The organism is Yersinia fenwicki, assembly GCF_043099325.1.
Classification (GTDB): Bacteria; Pseudomonadota; Gammaproteobacteria; order Enterobacterales; family Enterobacteriaceae; genus Yersinia.
Map to the genome: position 1 here is coordinate 3,912,731 of NZ_CP170755.1, position 20,775 is coordinate 3,933,505.

Here is a 20,775-nt window from a genome sequence, read left to right on the forward strand (position 1 = left end):
ATTGCGGCCTTCCCGCAACCCGAATTATTTGGGTATTGGCATGGATAATCAATCTGTTCGGATAATGAATTAAGAAGCTTAATATTCAACAGATTAGCTAATAATCACCACTAAATATTTCGACTTTATTATCTCAGATCAAAACACTATTTTGATAAAAATCTACTATCCTTGCTTAATATAACTATGTCGTTGTAAACATAATTGTTGTAAACATATCATTCAGAATAATTTTTTGTCTTTTAATAAAAATCAAATAATTAAGGAGCAGGATCTTTTCATGGAAGAGTATTCACTGCCCTGCGCCGTTAGCCTCGACGGTAATGAGATGAAAAACGGATAGATTTCAGATTTTCAATTTTTAATTTTTAAGAAGGTTCTTTCAATGCAAAACTCATCAAATCCCAAACCCGCCTCGCCACCGCCAGAAGGCCAGGCTTGGTATCAACTTACTGTGGAAGAATCTTTGCAGCAGTTAAAAAGCCGCGAAGAAGGGTTAAGCCAACAAGAAGCTGAAGAACGCCTTAAACAATACGGCCCTAACGCGCTACCTGCCAAAAAAAGTAAGCACCCCCTGCTACAATTTCTCGCTCATTTTAATGACGTCCTAATTTACATCTTATTAGCTGCTGCGTTAGTCAAAGGCCTTATGGGCCACTCTGTCGATACCATTATCATTCTTTGTGTCGCCGTCATTAACGCATTAATTGGTTATGTTCAGGAAAATAAAGCCGAGAAATCACTGAAAAGCATCCAAAACATGCTCTCCAGTAAAGCGGTGGTCATTCGTGATGGCAATGCAAAAACCATTGATGCACAAGATTTGGTGCCGGGTGATATCGTCACATTGAAACCGGGGGATAAGATCCCGGCTGACTTGCGCTTACTCGAAGCCCATAATCTCCAAATTGAAGAAGCTATCCTGACGGGCGAATCAACCGTTGTTGAAAAGCAAATTGAAGTCATTGAAAACGAATCAGTGATTGGTGATCGTAAAAACCTGCTGTTTTCGGGCACGACTATCAGTGCCGGTACCGCGAAAGGGGTGGTAATTGCCAGTGGTGGTAATACTGAGCTGGGCCATATCAACCAGATGATGTCAGCGGTTGAAGCCACTCGTACCCCCCTGTTGCAACAGATGGACCGCTTGGGCAAAGCAATTTTCATCCTGATTCTGGTGATGATGGCATTCTTATTCGTCTTCGCCTTTATTCTGCGCGACCTGCCGGTCAATGAGCTGTTGCTAGCGCTAATAAGCCTGGCGGTAGCCTCGGTGCCTGAAGGGTTACCGGCGATTATTTCGATTATTCTGTCCTTGGGTGTGCAAGCAATGGCGCGTAACCGCGCGATTATTCGCAAGCTGCCAACGGTAGAAACTCTGGGTGCCATGACCGTCGTCTGTTCTGATAAAACCGGCACCTTGACGATGAACGAAATGACCGTCAAAGCGGTGATTCTGGCCGATAATTGCTACCGGGTCACCGGTGAAAGCTATGAGCCCGTAGGTAACATTTATCCAGAAGGCAGCGAGCAGCAAGCCGTGCTGGAAGGGCCGTTAAAAACATTTATCACTGCGGTGAATTTATGTAATGACAGCCAGATTCAAAAGAACGACCAAGGCCATTGGACTATCGTCGGCGGCCCAACCGAAGGCGCATTGAAAGTCTTAGCGGCCAAGTCAGGTATTGAGCTGGGTCAGGTGAGTCAACACGGCAAAATTCCTTTCGATTCTGCCTATAAATATATGGCCACCAGCCATCAGGTTGAGTCCGAAAGCTGTATCTTCCTGACCGGCGCGCCAGATGTGCTGTTTACCTTCTGCCAGCAAGAACTGACGGATAAGGGCGTCATTCCCTTCCGCCGTGATTACTGGGATGCAGAGATGACGCGCTACACCAAGCAGGGCCTGCGCATGTTAGCGGCGGCCTATCGTCCAACGGAACAGATGGTCAGCGAGTTAGGGCACAGCGATATCCAGCAAGGTATGATATTCGTCGGCATCGCCGGGATGATGGACCCACCACGGCCCGAAGCTATTGACGCCATTGCTACCTGCCAACAGGCTGGCATTCGCGTGAAGATGATAACTGGCGACCATCAGGAAACCGCGATGGCGATTGGTGCCATGCTGGGTATAGGTAATGGCCAAGACTCCATTACCGGCGGCCAGTTAGAGCATATGGATGATAAGGAACTGGCTGAAGCCGCTGTTCGTTATGATATTTTTGCCCGTACCAGCCCAGAACACAAACTGCGTCTGGTAAAAGCACTACAAGAGAAAGGCGAAATCGTAGGAATGACCGGCGATGGCGTTAACGATGCACCGGCACTGAAACAAGCAGATGTTGGGATCGCCATGGGCATCAAAGGCACCGAGGTGACAAAAGAAGCCGCCGATATGGTGCTATCAGATGATAACTTCGCCACCATTGCTCACGCGGTTGAAGAAGGCCGCCGTGTCTACGATAACCTGAAGAAAACCATTCTGTTTGTCTTGCCGACCAACCTGGCACAAGGATTGTTAATCATCTTTGCTATCCTGGTAGGTGCAGTTATTCCACTGACGCCATTGCAAATTCTGTGGATAAATATGGCAACCTCCACCACGCTTTCATTCGGTTTAGCATTTGAACCGGCAGAAAGAGGCATCATGCGCCGCAACCCGCGCGACCCATCAAAACACGTGTTAGATGGTCATGCTATTTGGCGTATCGCGTTTGTCGGCACCTTGATAGCGTGCAGCGCCTTTGCACTGGAAGCCTACATGGAACCGCGCGGCTACAGCACTGAATTCATCCGCACCGTGTTGATGCAAACCCTGGTAACGGCACAATGGATTTACATGTTTAACTGCCGCGTGATGGACAGGTTCCCGCTGAACAAAGAAGTCTTTGTTAATAAGGGGCTGTGGTTGGTTTCTGGTGTACTGATTCTGTTGCAGTTAGCCATTATCTATCTGCCATTTATGAATACCGCTTTCGGTACTGAGCCATTACCCGCTTATTACTGGGGTATCACGCTGTTGGTCTCCATCGCCATCTTCTTGATTGTAGAAGTCGAAAAATGGATCATCGGGCGCTTCAAACGCGCATCGAATTCAGTCTGATATCAATCAGTGCTCCCCTTCAAGCCCGGCGATTCTGCCGGGCTTTTTTTATATATCGCAAAGAGAATTTAAGATAAATCCTATATTGCCGATACCATGACTATTAATACGCCAATTAATTCTTATAATAGATTAGCGGCGATTTATTATTCGATACCGCCATTAACATGTGAGCCATGTCGCCAACAGGAAGCGCAAAAATGAATATTGCACCTTGCGCAATTAATGGCGTCAATGATGAAAAATATCATTATCGGCCTAAGCTATTTACGCCACCGCGTATCTGCCGTCTGACCTGCGTCTTCACATTATTACTTTTCTTCATTTTATTCACCTCATGGCCCTCGATGGCCGCAAATAACTTAAGTGAAGAACTTATTCATGAACGTAGCGACGCTGCGACAAAAATGGTGTTGGGCATTATCAGTTATTCGCGCTGGCCAGCCCCACCGCCAGTCATCCGTTTGTGTGTTATTGCCCCGACAAACTATGCAGAAGAACTCTTTAATCCAGCATTCATGCAAACTGCACATCCAATAAAAACCCAACGTTATTCCCTACCCGACGCTTCGCTGGCTAGCAACTGTGATGTGGTTTATCTCGGCCGCTTGGGGGAACAACAGCGTCAGGAACTGGCGACTCAACTTACTGGGCAGCCGGTTCTGACCATCAGCGAAGATTATGACGAATGCACTGTGGGCAGCGCATTTTGTCTGTTACTGGAAGATAAGCAAGCCTCGTTCAAAGTCAATATGGATGCATTAGCACGCGCTGGGATACGAGTTCATCCCAATGTGTTGCAACTTGCCCGTAAAAAGGCTAACGCATTATGAGTTCTATAAAAAATAAATCTGCTGAGCAGATAAAGAATCAAACTCATCCCCAAAAGCTACCGACACTTGGCCGGGTTCTGGGCAGAATACATTTAATTGTGGCGCTGGTATCAGTGGCGACAGCCGGTATTTTCCTGACAGTAGTCGCTCTGTTTGCCTTGCGGGTTTACGCTGACCACAACCTGCATTTGATCGCCCGTTCAATCAGTTATACCACTGAAGCTGCTGTTGTTTTCGGCGATACAATGGTGGCGAATGAAGCGCTGTCGATGATTGCTGCTAATGAAGAAGTCGCCGAAGCGAAGATCATGGATGTTAAAGGCCGGGTGGTTGCAGAATGGGCATTGCCTGACGACGGCCCCATGCATCAAATGGAGCAAAATGTCGCCCGCTGGGCGCTACCTGAACCGGTGGTACTCCCCATTATTCACTCTGGTAATGAAATCGGCAAAATAGTGATTGTCGGTCATGGTGGCAGCCTGCTGCGTTTTCTGTTGCAGGGGTTAGCGGGCCTCTTTGTCTGCCTTATTCTTAGTACCCTGGTGGCGATATTTTTGTCCCGCCGGATGCTCTTTGGCATCATCGGCTCACTGAATCGTATTACCGAAGTTGCGCATAATGTCAGGCGCAATCGCAGCTTTGGTCAGCGTGTTCCATCAGCAAAAATTGCCGAACTGAATGAGTTGAGTCACGACTTCAATGGCTTGCTAGAGGAACTTGAAGTATGGCAGAAGCACCTCACTCAGGAAAATGATTCCCTGGCACACCGCGCGGCCCACGACAGTCTAACGGGTTTGGCAAACCGCGCTTATTTTGAAGGCCGTTTAAGCCGAACACTCAGTGATTGTAAGACCAACGAACACGTTGCGGTCTTATTCCTCGATGGCGACCGCTTTAAAGAAATCAATGATAACTATGGCCATGCTGCTGGCGATGTGGTGCTGACTACCATTGCCGATCGTCTGCGCGCCTTATTACGCGAAAGTGATTTAGTGGCTCGCTTGGGCGGTGATGAATTCGCCATCTTATTAGCACCCATTTATAACACTGATGATGTACTCATCATTGCTGACAATATTATAAAAAGCATGGCACAGCCCATAACGCTGCCTGATGGCAGTGAAATTATCACTTCACTCAGTATTGGGATTGCTATTTATCCTGATCATGCACAAACGCCGGATGAATTATTACAACGGGCAGATGAAGCGATGTATCAGGCAAAGAAAGGTTTCCGGTTACGTGAACAAGGCATCATGCATTCGTCGGACTATATTCATCCAGAAAGTACATACTCTAAATAAATCGAGTTGCAGGAAGGCGGCAATTGAGTCAATCCCGAAGAGTTGATGACAATCAATGATTCGGGTGTTCGAGAGCAGCCAACGCACATGGAGCTTGAAGTATGACGAGTACACACATAGAAAATTTAGGGCAGGTGACATGTTGGTTTTAAAAAATAATCGTCAGAAAAATCCCCTTTGGATCAGCTTTTTTGCTCTTTGTTTGTTGATATTAGTCGGCTGTCAGGCCAAGCCACAACAAGGACTGACCCCTGAACAAATTGCCGCACTCCAAGAGCAAGGGTTTAAATTAACTGATAATGGCTGGGAGTTTGGGCTAGCAAATAAAGTATTATTCGACAGTGAAGTCAGGATATTAAACGCATCGGGCGTGCAGACTGTTCAAAACATTGGTCGTGCTTTACACAATGTCGGGATTAACCATATGCGGATTGATGGACATACCGACGGTATGGGAGAAGATGGCTACAATCAGCAATTATCTTTCCAACGAGCTTCTGCGGTTGCGGATGCTCTGGCAGCAATCGGCATTCCGCGTACCAATATTGAGGTTCGTGGCCGCGGTAAGCTAGAGCCGGTGGCAGATAACCGCACAGCCAAAGGTCGGGCGGAAAACCGTCGCGTGGCAATAATCGTCACCGCGCCTTAAATCACTGCTTGCAGCGGCCTTGAACAAGTGAAGCCCATGAATGGGCAGAATAACGAGAGCAGCCAACACACCGGAGACTTGAAAGATGACGGGTATAGTAAAACGGGCTACACTCCGCACCAGATATCCTAATAAAAACTGATCTAGAGAGGCTGAGGCAACGTGGCTCAATACGTCTATTCTATGCATCGTGTCGGTAAAGTAGTTCCGCCGAAACGACATATTCTGAAAAACATCTCCCTGAGTTTCTTCCCTGGGGCAAAAATTGGTGTGCTGGGCCTCAACGGCTCCGGTAAATCTACCCTGCTGCGCATTATGGCAGGCATTGATACCGATATTGAAGGCGAAGCTCGTCCACAACCTGGCATCAAAATCGGTTACCTACCACAGGAACCAAAACTGAATCTTGAACAAACAGTGCGTGAGTCGGTTGAAGAAGCCGTCGGTGAAGTTAAACGCGCCCTGACCCGTTTAGATGAAGTTTATGCACTTTATGCCGATCCTGATGCTGATTTCGATAAATTAGCAAAAGAACAAGGTGAGCTGGAAGCCATTATCCAATCCCATGATGGACATAATCTGGATAACCAGTTAGAACGTGCTGCGGATGCTCTGCGTCTGCCGCCTTGGGATGCCAAAATTGCCAACCTGTCCGGTGGTGAACGCCGCCGCGTGGCTATCTGCCGCCTGCTGTTAGAAAAACCAGACATGCTGTTGCTGGATGAACCGACCAACCACCTGGATGCTGAATCCGTGGCTTGGCTGGAGCGATTCCTGCATGATTACGAAGGCACAGTCGTCGCCATCACCCATGACCGTTACTTCCTTGATAACGTTGCGGGTTGGATTCTGGAACTTGACCGTGGTGAGGGTATTCCATGGGAAGGTAACTACTCCTCATGGCTGGAGCAAAAAGATGCCCGTCTGGCGCTAGAAGCTTCTTCTGAAGCCGCACGTCGCAAATCTATTGAGAAAGAGCTGGAGTGGGTTCGTCAGAATCCGAAAGGCCGTCAGGCGAAAGGTAAAGCACGTCTGGCTCGCTTTGAAGAACTCAACAGCGTTGAATATCAAAAACGTAATGAAACCAGTGAGTTGTTCATCCCACCAGGCCCACGCTTAGGTGACAAAGTGCTGGAAGTTGAGCATCTGAGCAAATCTTATGGCGATCGTGTGCTGATTGACGACTTGACCTTTGCGCTGCCAAAAGGCGCGATAGTCGGGATTATCGGGCCGAACGGCGCGGGTAAATCGACCCTATTCCGCATGTTATCTGGTCAGGAACAACCCGATTCCGGTACCATTTCACTCGGTGATACCGTACTGTTGGCCTCGGTTGATCAGTTCCGTGACAACATGGATGACAGTAAAACCGTCTGGGAAGAAGTCTCCGGCGGCCAGGACATCATGAAAATTGGTAACTTTGAAATTCCAAGTCGTGCCTATGTTGGTCGATTTAACTTTAAAGGTATTGATCAGGGCAAACGAGTGGGTGAACTGTCCGGTGGTGAGCGCGGCCGTATCCATCTGGCCAAATTGCTACAGGTTGGCGGCAACATGTTGCTGCTCGATGAACCGACCAACGATCTGGACATCGAAACCCTGCGCGCACTGGAAAACGCCTTACTGGAATTCCCAGGTTGTGCCATGGTTATTTCCCATGACCGTTGGTTCCTTGACCGAATTGCTACCCATATCATCGATTATCAAGATGAAGGTAAAGTGGAATTCTTCGAAGGTAACTTTACTGAATACGAAGAGTGGAAAAAACGCACTCTGGGTGCCGAAGCACTGGAACCACATCGTATCAAGTATAAGAAAATGACTAAGTAGTTAATAAAAGTCGTTTTTAAACTTTATTTCGACTAAAGGCCTGCGATTGCAGGCCTTTTTAATGCCTAACCGGCTCATCTTGGTATTTCCAGCCCCTGCATATAATCCTCAAATACCGGATGTCCCATCACCACATCAATAAAGCAACTGAGTGCCGGAGAATTCAACTTGCGGCTTGGATAGACCAAATACAATTCATTACCCTCGGCCTGCCAGTGTGGCAAAACTTCAATCAACTGCCGGTTTGCGACCACTTCACGGCTTAAAAATGCAGGTAATAACGTAATCCCCCCACCATTGAGCGCACATTCACGGGCATACAGCAGATTATCGGTAACATGCAACGCGGGAACCTGCCAGCGAAAAAACTCGTCTTCATGGCGTAAAATCAGAGCTTGCCAGGCACGATGAGCAATACAGCGGTGGGTATCGAGCTGACGTGGGTGGAGCAATGGGGGATGCTGTGCCAGATATGCAGGTGATGCCAGCAGATAACGCGGCGCGTATCCTAATCGTCGGCCAATCAACGAGGAATCCTGCGGCTTGCCGGTGCGCAGCGCCACATCAAAGCCATCCTCGACCAAATCCACCATACTATCCGACACCAAAACTTCCAGCAGAACATCGGGGTATTGCCGCTGAAAATCTGTCGCCAGCCGCGCCAACAAAGTGGCCCCCAGACCTGCGGGTGTCGAAATGCGCAGACGACCGCTGGGGTTATCCTTTAGGCGTTGCAGTGCTATATCCGCGCGATCGGCCGCTTGCAACATCTCCTGACAATGCACCAGATAGCGCTCACCAGCGAAAGTCAGGTTCAGTTGACGAGTGGTTCTGTTGAGTAAGCGAATCCCCAAACTTTGCTCTAACTGACTGATCCGCTGGCTAACACTGGATTTTGGCAAACCCACCATGTCAGCTGCACGGGTAAAGCTGCCGCATTCTGCCACCCGGGCGAACAGCGCCATATCTTGTAGTTGTTTAAACATAATTGAGAGGTTTAAACATAATTGAATGACTTAAACATGATTGTTTATCTCAGACGAACACTGCATTAGTGATTGTCCATCTTATCACTCTCATCAGATAGGTCTAGACTCAGTGAATAGGCTAAACAGGAGCAGGAACATCACCATGTCAATTAAAGCTATTGCTGTAAACCCACAACAACTCAATGATTTTATTGAAATCGTCCTGGATTCTCTCGCACCGGGCCCATTTGATTTGCTGGTCGAAGTCAAAGCTGCATCTATCAATCCGGTGGATACCAAGGTACATGGCGGTCTGAAAAAGAATGGCTTGCAACAACCGCGTATTCTGGGCTGGGATGCCGCCGGTGTGGTTGTCAGTGTTGGTGAGAAAGTGACCGATTTCCGTGCCGGTGATGAAGTGTGGTATGCCGGCGATATCACTCGTCCCGGCAGCAACGCAACTCAGCAATTGGTCGATGCCCGCATTGCCGCCCATAAGCCGCGCTCATTTAACTGGGCTCAAGCCGCTGCGCTGCCATTAACCGCCATCACTGCGTGGGAAGCGCTATTCGAACACCTGAAAATTCAGCAGGCTAGTGCGGATCAAACTTTGCTCATTATTGGCGGTGCCGGTGGTGTGGGTTCTTTGGCTATCCCGCTAGCCGCCTTGCGCAGTCCAGTTAAAGTGATTGCGACAGCATCACGCCCGGAATCAGCCACCTGGTGTATTGAACGCGGTGCCGACCTGACTGTGGATTACCGTGACCTAAAAGCGCAGTTAGCAAAAGAAGGTATCGATAAAGTTGATTATATTCTTTGCTTGAATGACACCGATGGTCACTGGCCTGCGATTAGCGAGCTGATCGCCCCGCTGGGGCAAATCTGCACCATTGTAGAGAACGAAAAACCGCTGGATCAGAATCAGTTGAAACTGAAAAGCGCCGCCCTGCATTGGGAGTTTATGTTCACTCGTAGCATGTTCTCTACGCCGGACATCGCTCAGCAAGGGGAGATTTTAAAGCAGGTGGGCCAGTTAGTTGATGAGGGCAAACTGCAAGGTACTCTGAGCGAAACGCTGCATGGCCTGACAGTAGAAAACCTGAAAGCTGCCCACGCGCAAGTCGCAGGCGGGCATATGCAGGGCAAGATAGTGATTGCTTACTAAGATTATCCTTCCCGCGCTTCAGCCAATACTGAAGGGCGGGACAATCTTTGCAAATCTGCGGCTAATAACTGTTGCACCAGTTCGACACAGCGCAAGAAGCGCTCGTCGTAGTCTGCCGACTCAACATGGACGTATTCAATATTGTTGCTGCGCAACATCTGTTCCAGTAAATTTTGGAACGATTTGCGGTCACGATCACTGCCCAGACTGCGCAAACCATCAGCCACCCACGGCGTGTTGTTTTCTAGCAAAATAACCAGATCAAAGCGATATTCATCAATCAGCGCCTGAACAAATGGATGCTCGCGCCCTTCATATTTTTTACAAAAGGCCTGCGTGGTGACAAAGTCGGTATCGATAAAGGCAACTTTATTGGCATATTTAACCGCAAAATCAACGTATTGCGCTTGCCCCAATGCAATCTTGTCATAATCGGAATATTGCAGCGCCATTTCATCGCCACCCAAGTGGGAGAAAACATAGTCGCGGCCATATTCCCACGCGCTGGTAGTGTTGAAGATATTAGCTAACTTATTGACCAAGGTGGATTTCCCGCTTGATTCGCCGCCCAGTATCGCCACGGTACGGACAAAAAATGGCTTCACTTCGGTCGGAATATAATCCCAGTAGCGGAAAGGATCGCGGCGGATCTGGCGACCACTGATATTCATAAAGGAGCGTTCTGGGTCGATCAAGATAGTTTCGATACCAAATTGTTCGCGATAATGTGGCGCATCCTGGCTTTCACTGGAGTAGATGAAATTCGGCACTATCCCCTTCTCATTCATGAACTTTTTGACCCCACGGCTCCAGACATCCCAACCATGTGGATAGGGTTCAATGCCATTTTCATCAAATGAATGAATATGAATATTTTTCTGATACTTAAAGGTTTGCAGTAACCAGCGCAAGCGGTCGCTGACAGTCGGCTGCTGTGACATTGAACTGTTCTCAAACAGCTCCAAATCGCGTGGTTCATCGTAACAAAGGATAATGTGCAGTTCGTCGACCTGACTACAAGCACGTTGAATGAGATAGATATGGCCGGTATGCAGTGGGTAAAATTTACCAAACACCACACCGACTTTTTTCTCACGGCGCGGAAACTCCAGCTCGAGATAACGGTGCAGGGCCTCTAGCTTTTGTGCACTGGGACTTTTGATTTTATCATTGAGTAACTGGCTTAAATAACCTTTGGTCATGCCGCTGGCATCTGCCACTTGCTGTAAGGTACAGCCTTTTTGCTTAATCGCTGTTTTGAGATAGTCGAACTGCAGCATACCGCCTCCTTGTTTAGCGCACTAAACAAAAATAACACAGTATGCTGCGCGATGAACACGACTAAATGAGGTGCTACAAATCTTCTAACACCGCCAGTGCATCGGCCAGTTTTTTGACCCCGAAAACCTGCATATTAGGCAGGGGTTTCTTTGGCATATTGGCATAGGGCACGATAGCCCGTTTAAACCCGTGCTTGGCCGCCTCGGAGATACGTTCCTGACCACTGGGCACCGGGCGAATTTCACCCGCTAGACCGACCTCACCAAACACCACTAAATCCTGTGGCAGTGGACGGTCACGCAAACTGGAAACCAGCGACATCAGCAAGGCCAGATCAGCACTGGTTTCTGTCACTTTCACCCCACCGACCACATTGACGAACACGTCCTGATCCGACATCTGCAAACCACCGTGACGGTGCAACACAGCTAGCAAAATTGCCAACCGATTTTGCTCCAGCCCGACCGCCACCCGACGCGGATTCGACATCATCGAGTGATCCACCAGCGCCTGAATCTCAACCAATAATGGACGCGTCCCTTCCCATACCACCATCACTGAACTGCCCGCAGTCACTTCATCACCGCGGCTCAGGAAAATCGCCGACGGGTTACTGACCTCGCGCAGACCCTGTTCGGTCATGGCAAATACGCCCAACTCATTGACGGCCCCAAAGCGGTTTTTGTGGCTACGCAAAGTACGAAAACGTGAGTCGCCGTCGCCATCGAGCATCACCGAGCAGTCGATGCAGTGTTCCAATACTTTCGGCCCCGCCAGCGAACCATCTTTGGTCACATGTCCCACCATCACGATGGCAACGCCACGGGTTTTGGCAAAACGAGTGAGATAAGCGGCGGTTTCACGTACTTGCGCCACACTGCCTGGCGACGATTGAATATCCGCCATGTGCATCACCTGGATTGAGTCAATGACCATCAACCGAGGCTGTTCTTGTTCGGCAATCAGGCAAATCTGCTCAATACTGGTTTCAGACAGCATGTTCAGACCCGCAGTGGGTAATCCCAAACGATGCGCGCGCATCGCGACCTGCTGCAGTGACTCTTCGCCGGTGACATACAGGGTTTTCATGTTTTCAGACAATTTACAGAGCGTTTGCAACAGCAGGGTACTTTTCCCCGCTCCGGGGTTACCACCGATGAGAATGGCACTGCCCGGCACCACACCGCCGCCCAGCACCCGATCAAACTCAAGGAAACCGGTTGAAAAGCGCGGTAATTCTTCCAAACTTATATCGGATAATTTCTGAACACGGCTGACGCCAGCATCACCGGCATAGCCGCCAAAACGTTCATTACGGGTCGATGATGTCGCGGCCGCCAACCGAATCTCGGTAATGGTATTCCAGGCATTACAAGCACTGCATTGCCCCTGCCAGCGCGGGTAATCAGCTCCACATTCATTACACACAAATGCTCGTTTTGGTGCTTTAGCCACCTTTCACCTCTCTTCGTGTTTCAGACTGCCGGTCAAAATACAAAGCACACTCAGCAAATCGCCGTGGCGGATAGCCACTTTTGCCTTAGCATAAACTTTAGGTTTAGCGTGGAAAGCCAGGCCCAGCCCTGCTGCCTGCATCATTTTCAGGTCATTAGCACCATCGCCGATTGCTACAGTTTGCGCCACCGGGATATTCAGTCTTTCAGCCAGTTTGAGCAGCGTATCAGCCTTGTATTGTGCATCGACAATCGGCCCCAGCACTTTTCCGGTCAGTTTGCCGTCTTTGATTTCAAGCTCATTAGCTGCCACTTCAACCAGCCGCAATTTGTCACGCAGATATTCGGCATAATAGGTAAAACCGCCGGAAGCAATCGCCACATGCCAATCCAGCGCTTGAAGTTTGCGCACTAAACTGATCAACCCTGGCATCAAGGGTAATTCATCACGCACTTGTTTGAGGATATTGGCATCGGCCCCTTTCAGGGTTGCCACGCGCTGGCGCAAACTGGCGGAGAAATCCAATTCGCCTTGCATGGCGCGCTCAGTGACTGCCGCCACCTCTTCACCAACCCCCGCCAATTTGGCAATCTCATCAATACATTCGATTTGGATAGCCGTGGAATCCATATCCATCACTAACAAGCCCGGCGTACGCAGATGTGGGATCGTCCCTAACGGAGCTACATCCAGCCCGCTTTCATCGGCCAGTGTTTTAATTCGCGGAGTCAAGCTGCCAGCCAGACGGATAACTTGATAATCTTCCACACACCAGGCGGAGACAATTACCATTGCCGCGCCCAACTGGCGTTGAAAATCAGTAATACGTTTTTTATCCAGTTTTCTGCCGTACAACAGCCAACCCGTATGACCAGCCCGATAATCCAGCGGCATAACTTCATCGCCACTGAGCGAAAGTGGTAGACCCGGCCATTGATAGATCTCCGCGGGAAGATCGCAATAGGTCAGACTATTAGACATGAATGACTCCTGTAGAAAACGGGGTAAAGGCAGACAAAAGGACGCATCAAGCTATCCTATCGCCCTGGCTTCTGGCAACATAAAGTCACTGATTAGTGCAAGGAACCTGCATGGCCAAGGCTAAATTAAAATTCCGCTTACATCGCACCGCTATTGTATTGATTTGCCTTGCATTATTGGTATTACTTATGCAGGGTGCATCCTATTTCAGCCTCAGTCATCAACTCGCTCGCTCGGAACAGGTTGAAGAACTGGCGAAAACCTTGGCGAAACAAGTCACCTTCAGCCTGTCACCCATCATGGATACCGGTGATGATGATATTGATAGCCAGAAAGTCGATGCGATTCTTCAGCAGTTGACGCAATCCAGTCGCATATTGGATGCCAGTGTATATCAGATTGACGGCACGTTGGTTGCCAACGCCGGAGAGAATGTCAAAGTGCGAGACAGACTGGCTTTGGATGGGAAACGCCCTGGCAGTTATTTTAATCACCAGATTGTTGAATTGATCCCCGGTAAAAGCGGGCCAACCGGGTTTCTGCGCATGACACTCGACACCCACGTACTCGCCACAGAATCCAAGCAAGTGGATAATACCACTAATTTACTGCGGCTAATGATACTGGTAGCGCTGGCTGTCGGTATTATTCTGGCTCGAACCTTACTGCAAGGTCGCCGGAGCCGCTGGCAGCAATCACCTTATCTACTGACCGCCAATAAGCCAGTCAAAGAAGATGAGAGTGAAGAGGATACGCCTGAGACAGACAAGAAACCGGATGACAACTAGAATCAGCTTCAGCGGCAGAGAATTCTGCCGCTGAATAGGAAACACAGTACGAAATTACTCTTTATCACCCAGCAACACAGATTCCAATGCAATCTCAATCATATCGTTGAAAGTGGTTTGGCGTTCAGCGGCGGTGGTTTGTTCACCGGTACGGATATGGTCAGACACGGTGCAGATAGTCAGGGCTTTCGCACCGAATTCAGCAGCGACACCGTAGATACCCGCCGCTTCCATTTCCACACCCAAAATGCCGTATTTTTCCATCACATCAAACATTTGTGGATCTGGCGTATAGAACAGATCTGCAGAGAAGATGTTGCCCACACGGACATTCAGCCCCTTCGCTTTTGCCGCATCAACCGCATTGCGCGTCATATCGAAATCAGCAATCGCCGCATAGTCGTGGTCTTTAAAACGCAGACGGTTCACTTTGGAATCAGTACAAGCGCCCATGCCGATAACCACATCGCGCAGTTTAACGTCGGCACGAACTGCACCACAGGAACCCACGCGGATGATTTTCTTCACGCCAAAATCAGTGATCAACTCTTTCGCGTAAATGGAGCAAGAAGGGATCCCCATGCCATGGCCCATTACTGAAATTTTGCGCCCTTTATAGGTGCCGGTGAAACCCAACATGCCACGCACATCATTTACTTGCTTCACATCTTTCAGGAAGGTTTCTGCGATAAACTTCGCACGCAGCGGATCCCCTGGCATCAATACAACGTCAGCGAAATCACCCATTTCAGCATTAATATGTGGCGTTGCCATAATCACTTTCCTTAAAAATCAGAGAATTAAAATTTATATAACTGAACTATGCTGACTTTTGCTGCGCCTTATACAATTCAGATTTTTAAATAATCGGAAACGTAGATGAACGCCGAAATTTTAGGCGTGGCCAGCGCACAGCCCCCGGAGCGTACACCTGGCCTTATAAAACCGGAGTACGCGAGGAGGGCGAGCACTGCCCAATCCCAAAATGACACGCTCAGCTTAGGCCTTACAGCATATTCTTACCGTAATCCATTGGGGAAAGGTCGAAATACTTGGCTACCGTCTGCCCAATATCAGCAAATGTCTCACGGTGTCCCAGTGAACCCGGTTTCACTTTCGGGCCATAGACCAAGACCGGAATATGCTCGCGGGTATGGTCGGTGCCCGGCCAAGTTGGGTCACAACCGTGGTCAGCGGTCAGGATCAGAATGTCATCTTCTTTCACTAGCGCCATCAGTTCTGGCAAGCGGCGATCAAACAATTCCAGTGCAGCAGCATAACCTGCAACATCGCGACGATGACCATAAGAAGAGTCAAAATCAACAAAGTTAGTGAAAACTATGGTGTTATCACCGGCTTTTTTCATATCTTCAATGGTGGCATCAAACAGCGCATCCAAACCGGTCGCTTTCACTTTCTGCGTAATGCCGACGTGGGCGTAGATATCGGCAATTTTACCGATAGAAACCACTTCGCCGCCCTTCTCATCCACCAGTTTTTTCAACATGGTCGGTGCAGGCGGTTCAACTGCCAAATCGTGGCGATTACCGGTGCGCTGGAAGTGACCTGGTTTATCGCCAATGAATGGGCGCGCAATCACACGGCCAATATTGTAACCGCCTTCAGTGAGCTCTTCGCGAGCGATTTCGCACAGTTCATACAGGCGATCCAACCCAAAAGTCTCTTCATGACAGGCAATCTGGAACACGGAGTCCGCCGAGGTGTAGAAAATCGGTTTGCCGGTTTTCATGTGCTCTTCGCCGAGCTGATCAAGAATCACGGTTCCTGAAGAGTGGCAATTACCCAAATAGCCCGGCAAATTAGCGCGTTTAACCAGTTTATCCAGCAATTCCTGTGGGAAACTATTCTCCACATCACTGAAATAGCCCCAGTCGAACAACACCGGTACACCGGCAATTTCCCAGTGACCCGATGGGGTGTCTTTACCGGAAGATAACTCACTGGCATACCCATAAGCACCAATGATGTCTGCATTCTTATCCAGCCCTACAGGGAATTTACCGGTAGACTCTTCGGCGGCTTTACCTAGCCCTAAGCGGCTCAGGTTAGGCAGTGTCAATGGGCCGCTACGGCCAGTATCGGCTTCACCACGGGCACAGGCCTCGGCGATGTGGCCCAGAGTATCAGCCCCTTCGTCGCCAAACTTGTTAGCATCAGCGCTCGCGCCGATACCAAATGAGTCTAATACCATAATAAATGTACGTTTCATCATTTTCTCCTACCTAGGTTCACACACTGTGCGACACCTTTAAAGTATGGCGTTTATTCAGTAATACGGCGATAAACCACCGGGGTTTCTTCCGGTGCTTTTTGGCCTAATGTGATTGCTGCACGCACTGCATCGGCTGCCTGCTGCCAGTCATCTTCATTGTTGGCATGAATCACCGCTAATGGCTGCTGACCATCAACACTGGCACCCAAGAGGGCCATGTCGGTCAGGCCCACACTGTAATCAATAGGATCAGTTGCCCGACGGCGACCACCGCCAAGGGAAACTACGGCCATGCCTAATGCACGGGTATCCATAGCAGTGATAACTCCTGACCGTTCAGCAAACACGGGTTTGCTTAACATGGCGGCTGGCAAGTAACTGTCATAACGTTCAACAAAATCGCTCGGGCCTTTTTGCGCAGCGACCATGCGACCAAAGATTTCCGCTGCTTTGCCGTTATCCAATACCGCTTGCAGCTTAGCACGAGCATCGGCGTCATCTTGCGCCAAGCCACCGGATAGCAGCATCTCGACACACAGCGCCATAGTCACTTCCAACAGACGCGGGTTACGATATTCGCCAGTCAGGAAACGCACCGCTTCGCGCACTTCAACCGCATTACCGGCACTAGACGCCAATACCTGATTCATATCAGTCAGCAGCGCTGTGGTTTTACAACCCGCACCATTAGCGACACCGACAATGGCCTTGGCCAAGTCCTCAGATAGCTGATAAGTCGGCATAAAAGCACCCGATCCCACTTTGACATCCATCACCAGTGCATCCAACCCTTCAGCCAGCTTTTTAGCCAGAATAGAGGCGGTGATCAGCGGAATGGAATCCACCGTAGCGGTAATATCGCGGGTCGCATAAAAGCGCTTATCCGCCGGAGCCAAGGAGCTAGTTTGGCCGATAATAGCAACGCCGACGTCCTGAATGATTTTGCGAAAGGCACTGTCGTCGGGGAAAATATCAAAACCAGGAATCGCTTCCAGTTTGTCCAATGTTCCGCCGGTATGACCCAAGCCACGACCCGAAATCATCGGTACATAGCCGCCGCAGGCCGCTACCATTGGGCCGAGCATCAAGGAAGTCACATCACCCACGCCGCCGGTAGAGTGCTTGTCCACAATCGGGCCATTAAGATTTAGACTCTTCCAGTTCAGCACGGTGCCAGAATCACGCATTGCCATAGTGAGCGCCACACGTTCTGGCATACTCATATCATGGAAATAAATGGTCATCGCCAGAGCGGCAATTTGCCCCTCGGAAACCACGTTATCGCGAATACCATTAATAAAGAAACGAATCTCTTCTTCGCTCAGTGCCTGGCCGTCACGTTTTTTACGGATAATTTCTTGTGCGAGAAACAAGGTATCCCCCTGCTTATGAAATAAAAGCATCACAGCGGACAAAATAGCCCGCAGTGCATCTGCTCAGTTTAATGACTGAGATAATGATTAGTAGCCAGTAGTGTTGCTGTTACTCTGATGACCCAAAGTCGTCAACAAGCTGCCTAACAGACTGGAGGCACCGAAACGGAAGTGGCGAGCATCAGCCCAGCCTTCACCCATCAATTGATCCGCCAACTGTAGGAATTGTGCCGCGTCTTCCGCAGTGCGCACCCCCCCCGCCGGTTTAAAACCAACAGTTTTCGCCACACCCAGGTCACGAATGGTACGCATCATGATGTCGGCACTTTCCAACGTGGCATTAACTGGCACTTTACCGGTGGAGGTTTTAATGAAATCAGCCCCAGCGTTGATAGCAATCTCAGAGGCTTGACGAATCAAATGCTCCTGCTTCAACTCACCGGTTTCAATGATAACTTTCAGCAACACATTGGATTCAGCACAGGCTTCTTTGCACTGTTTCACTAATTCAAAACCGACTTTATCATTACCGGCCATTAAGGCACGATAGGGGAAAACCACATCAACTTCATCAGCACCATAGGCAATCGCAGCACGGGTTTCAGCCAGCGCGATGCCAATATCATCATTGCCGTGAGGGAAATTGGTGACCGTTGCAATACGGATTTCAGGTGTTCCCTGCTCACGTAATGTTTTACGCGCAATAGGAATAAAGCGAGGATAAATACAAATTGCCGCGGTATTACCGGCAGGACTTTTAGCCTGATGACACAAAGCAATAACCTTATCGTCGTCATTCAGGGTGGTTAAATCCATTAAACTCAGTGCGCGTTTGGCATAATCATTGAGATTAGCGCAGGCGGTTAAATCGGTCATAAAACTCTCCAACACTATTTCAGTCCCGGCACCTTGCCAAAGCTGAGCATTTATTTATGAGCCGCATAGTTCTAGCTCAATACGTTGGCGAGCGGACTTGGTTCCTTGAAGATAGCCCCATATGGGTAGCAATTGAGATCCATCTCACCGCACTAACTTATAGCTCTATTTGAACACGTTATCAGTACATGAGATGTGTTCAAATTCACATTAATCAATAGTAACTTGTAACGCCCCGATATTATATGTGATTAGAGTCACAAAATAACCTGATTTATGGCTTTCAGCCAGTAAACGCCCACTCGCATCAAGGATAGCTTATGGGCAGAAATACGCAGAATTATGGGCCTGAACCATAAAATCATTAGGCGTCAGCGGCGCAGACAATTTGGGTGCGGGCAGCGCGCAGGGACTGGAGCGTACACCTGACGTTATAAACCAGAGTACGTGACAAGTCCCGAGCACTACCCAATCCCAAAATGGCAAGTCAAGCTAGCCTAATTATAATGCCAGGAAGAAGCCGGCAATGGTGGCACTCATCAAGTTCGATAAGGTACCTGCCGCCACCGCTTTTAAACCAAAGCGCGCGATATCGTGGCGGCGGTTAGGGGCCATGCTACCTAATCCCCCCAACAAGATGGCGACTGAGGATAAGTTAGCAAAGCCACACAACGCGAAGGAAATAATGGCTTTAGAATGTTCAGACAGTACCTGCAAACCGGCAGCGCGCACCAGCTCTTCGGCCTGTAGATACTGACCGAAATTCATAAATGCTACGAATTCATTTACAATGATCTTCTGGCCGATAAAGGAGCCTGCCACCATCGCCTCGCTCCACGGAATACCGATCAAATACGCAATTGGCGAGAATACCCAGCCCAGAATCAATTCCATCGAAAGTTGCGGATAGTCGAACCAGCCGCCAATGCCACTCAGAATACCATTTAGCAATGCAATCAATGCAATAAAGGCCAGTAGCATCGCCCCGACATTCAGTGCCAATTGTAGACCCGACGCCGCGCCAGACGCAGCAGCATCAATGATATTAGCCGGTCGGTCATCTTCAGCAATCAGTGTGGACGCATCAACATTATCACGAGTTTTTTCGGTCTCTGGCACCATCAGCTTGGCAAACAGTAACCCACCAGGTGCGGCCATAAAGGAGGCAGCAATCAGATATTCCAACGGTACGCCCATTTGCGCATAACCCGCTAATACTGAACCGGCGACCGAAGCCAAACCACCACACATTACCGCAAATAATTCGGATTGGGTCATGGTGGCAATATAAGGGCGCACGACTAATGGGGCTTCAGTTTGTCCAACAAAAATATTGGCCGTGGCAGAAAGAGATTCAGTACGCGAAGTCCTCAACAGTTTTTGCAATCCACCGCCCAAGACTTTAATCACCAGTTGCATAACGCCGATATAATATAAAACGGCGATTAATGAGGAGAAGAATACAATGACGGGCAAGACTCGCAGGGCAAATACAAAACCACCGCCACCAAAAACTTCAAACATTTTGTCGGAAACCAAACCGCCAAACATAAATGAAATCCCGTCATTGCCGTAAGCAATCACATTCGCGACGCCTTGAGACATACCACCCAGAATACGGCGCCCTACCGGTACATATAAAACCAGCGCGCCAATACCGACCTGAATAATAAATGCCCCAACCACAGTGCGGATATTAATCGCCCTAAAATTACTTGAAAGAAGTACGGCTATTAATATCAGTACTGCCATTCCGACTAAACTCATGAGCATGCAGATAATCCTGTTAATAATTTGTATTAAAATAATATTGGTGAGGGATTATACCGACATGATGTGGCGTTCAAACAATCTCTGTCACAATTAAACACAACTAAAAGTAACTGCAAAGTCATTAACGTGACATATATCACATTAAAATAGCAAAAAAGTG

General features: G+C 48.9%; 16 protein-coding genes. 7 read left to right on the forward strand and 9 right to left on the reverse strand.

Translation table 11 applies throughout. The annotated features are described in order from the left end of the window. Positions 1–385: 385 nt before the first annotated feature. The 5 genes from ACF3VQ_RS17735 to ettA all read left to right on the forward strand — a co-directional run bounded on the left by ACF3VQ_RS17735 (position 386) and on the right by ettA (position 7,722). A complete protein-coding gene (locus ACF3VQ_RS17735) occupies positions 386–3,106 on the forward strand; it encodes a cation-transporting P-type ATPase (protein ID WP_392432363.1) in 2,721 nt (906 codons plus the stop codon). 200 nt (positions 3,107–3,306) lie between these two features. Beyond that, the gene (locus ACF3VQ_RS17740; RefSeq protein ID WP_392432364.1) at positions 3,307–3,939 is read left to right on the forward strand and encodes a YfiR family protein; all 633 of its coding nucleotides are present in this window, start codon (positions 3,307–3,309) and stop codon (positions 3,937–3,939) included. Beyond that, the gene (locus tag ACF3VQ_RS17745; protein ID WP_392432365.1) at positions 3,936–5,243 is read left to right on the forward strand and encodes a diguanylate cyclase domain-containing protein; all 1,308 of its coding nucleotides are present in this window, start codon (positions 3,936–3,938) and stop codon (positions 5,241–5,243) included. Before ACF3VQ_RS17740 ends, ACF3VQ_RS17745 begins: the two co-directional genes overlap by 4 nt. 139 nt (positions 5,244–5,382) lie before the next feature. Continuing rightward, positions 5,383–5,892 carry an OmpA family protein gene (locus tag ACF3VQ_RS17750; RefSeq protein WP_392432366.1) on the forward strand — a complete coding sequence of 170 codons (510 nt, stop codon included), beginning with the start codon at positions 5,383–5,385 and terminating at the stop codon, positions 5,890–5,892. Between the two features lie 162 nt (positions 5,893–6,054). Then, positions 6,055–7,722: an energy-dependent translational throttle protein EttA gene (ettA, locus tag ACF3VQ_RS17755; protein ID WP_077174264.1), complete on the forward strand. Its 1,668-nt coding sequence runs from the start codon at positions 6,055–6,057 to the stop codon at positions 7,720–7,722. Positions 7,723–7,796: 74 nt separating this feature from the next. On the opposite strand, the gene ACF3VQ_RS17760 is transcribed toward ettA, so the two are convergent. Continuing rightward, positions 7,797–8,708, reverse strand: coding sequence for a LysR family transcriptional regulator (locus ACF3VQ_RS17760; RefSeq protein WP_392432367.1), 912 nt, complete (start codon positions 8,706–8,708; stop codon positions 7,797–7,799). A 145-nt stretch (positions 8,709–8,853) separates the two neighbouring features. On the opposite strand from ACF3VQ_RS17760, the gene ACF3VQ_RS17765 reads away from it, so the two are divergent. Beyond that, positions 8,854–9,855: a zinc-binding alcohol dehydrogenase family protein gene (locus ACF3VQ_RS17765; RefSeq protein ID WP_392432368.1), complete on the forward strand. Its 1,002-nt coding sequence runs from the start codon at positions 8,854–8,856 to the stop codon at positions 9,853–9,855. A 2-nt stretch (positions 9,856–9,857) separates the two neighbouring features. Here the strand turns inward: ACF3VQ_RS17765 and nadR are convergent, their stop codons facing one another. From nadR to serB, 3 genes are all read right to left on the reverse strand, one after another. Then, positions 9,858–11,135, reverse strand: coding sequence for a multifunctional transcriptional regulator/nicotinamide-nucleotide adenylyltransferase/ribosylnicotinamide kinase NadR (gene nadR / locus ACF3VQ_RS17770; RefSeq protein WP_392432369.1), 1,278 nt, complete (start codon positions 11,133–11,135; stop codon positions 9,858–9,860). Between the two features lie 73 nt (positions 11,136–11,208). Next, positions 11,209–12,591: a DNA repair protein RadA gene (gene radA / locus ACF3VQ_RS17775; protein WP_019080578.1), complete on the reverse strand. Its 1,383-nt coding sequence runs from the start codon at positions 12,589–12,591 to the stop codon at positions 11,209–11,211. A gap of 3 nt (positions 12,592–12,594) precedes the next feature. Continuing rightward, the gene (gene serB / locus ACF3VQ_RS17780; RefSeq protein WP_392432370.1) at positions 12,595–13,572 is read right to left on the reverse strand and encodes a phosphoserine phosphatase; all 978 of its coding nucleotides are present in this window, start codon (positions 13,570–13,572) and stop codon (positions 12,595–12,597) included. A 110-nt stretch (positions 13,573–13,682) separates the two neighbouring features. On the opposite strand from serB, the gene ACF3VQ_RS17785 reads away from it, so the two are divergent. Further along, the gene (locus ACF3VQ_RS17785) at positions 13,683–14,360 is read left to right on the forward strand and encodes a YtjB family periplasmic protein (protein WP_392432371.1); all 678 of its coding nucleotides are present in this window, start codon (positions 13,683–13,685) and stop codon (positions 14,358–14,360) included. A 54-nt stretch (positions 14,361–14,414) separates the two neighbouring features. Here ACF3VQ_RS17785 and deoD read toward each other — a convergent pair whose 3' ends face one another. The 5 genes from deoD to ACF3VQ_RS17810 all read right to left on the reverse strand — a co-directional run bounded on the left by deoD (position 14,415) and on the right by ACF3VQ_RS17810 (position 20,615). Next, positions 14,415–15,134 (reverse strand): purine-nucleoside phosphorylase, encoded by a 720-nt coding sequence (deoD, locus tag ACF3VQ_RS17790; RefSeq protein ID WP_050075812.1) that lies wholly within the window; start codon positions 15,132–15,134, stop codon positions 14,415–14,417. 232 nt (positions 15,135–15,366) lie between these two features. Next, entirely contained in the window at positions 15,367–16,590 is a 1,224-nt protein-coding gene (gene deoB, locus ACF3VQ_RS17795; protein ID WP_392435673.1) for a phosphopentomutase, read from the reverse strand. 53 nt (positions 16,591–16,643) lie between these two features. After that, positions 16,644–17,966, reverse strand: a complete 1,323-nt coding sequence (deoA, locus tag ACF3VQ_RS17800) for a thymidine phosphorylase (protein ID WP_392432372.1) — start codon at positions 17,964–17,966, stop codon at positions 16,644–16,646. Positions 17,967–18,053: 87 nt separating this feature from the next. Continuing rightward, positions 18,054–18,842: a deoxyribose-phosphate aldolase gene (gene deoC / locus ACF3VQ_RS17805; protein WP_392432373.1), complete on the reverse strand. Its 789-nt coding sequence runs from the start codon at positions 18,840–18,842 to the stop codon at positions 18,054–18,056. Between the two features lie 501 nt (positions 18,843–19,343). After that, positions 19,344–20,615 carry a NupC/NupG family nucleoside CNT transporter gene (locus ACF3VQ_RS17810; protein WP_392432374.1) on the reverse strand — a complete coding sequence of 424 codons (1,272 nt, stop codon included), beginning with the start codon at positions 20,613–20,615 and terminating at the stop codon, positions 19,344–19,346. Between the last annotated feature and the right edge of the window lie 160 nt (positions 20,616–20,775).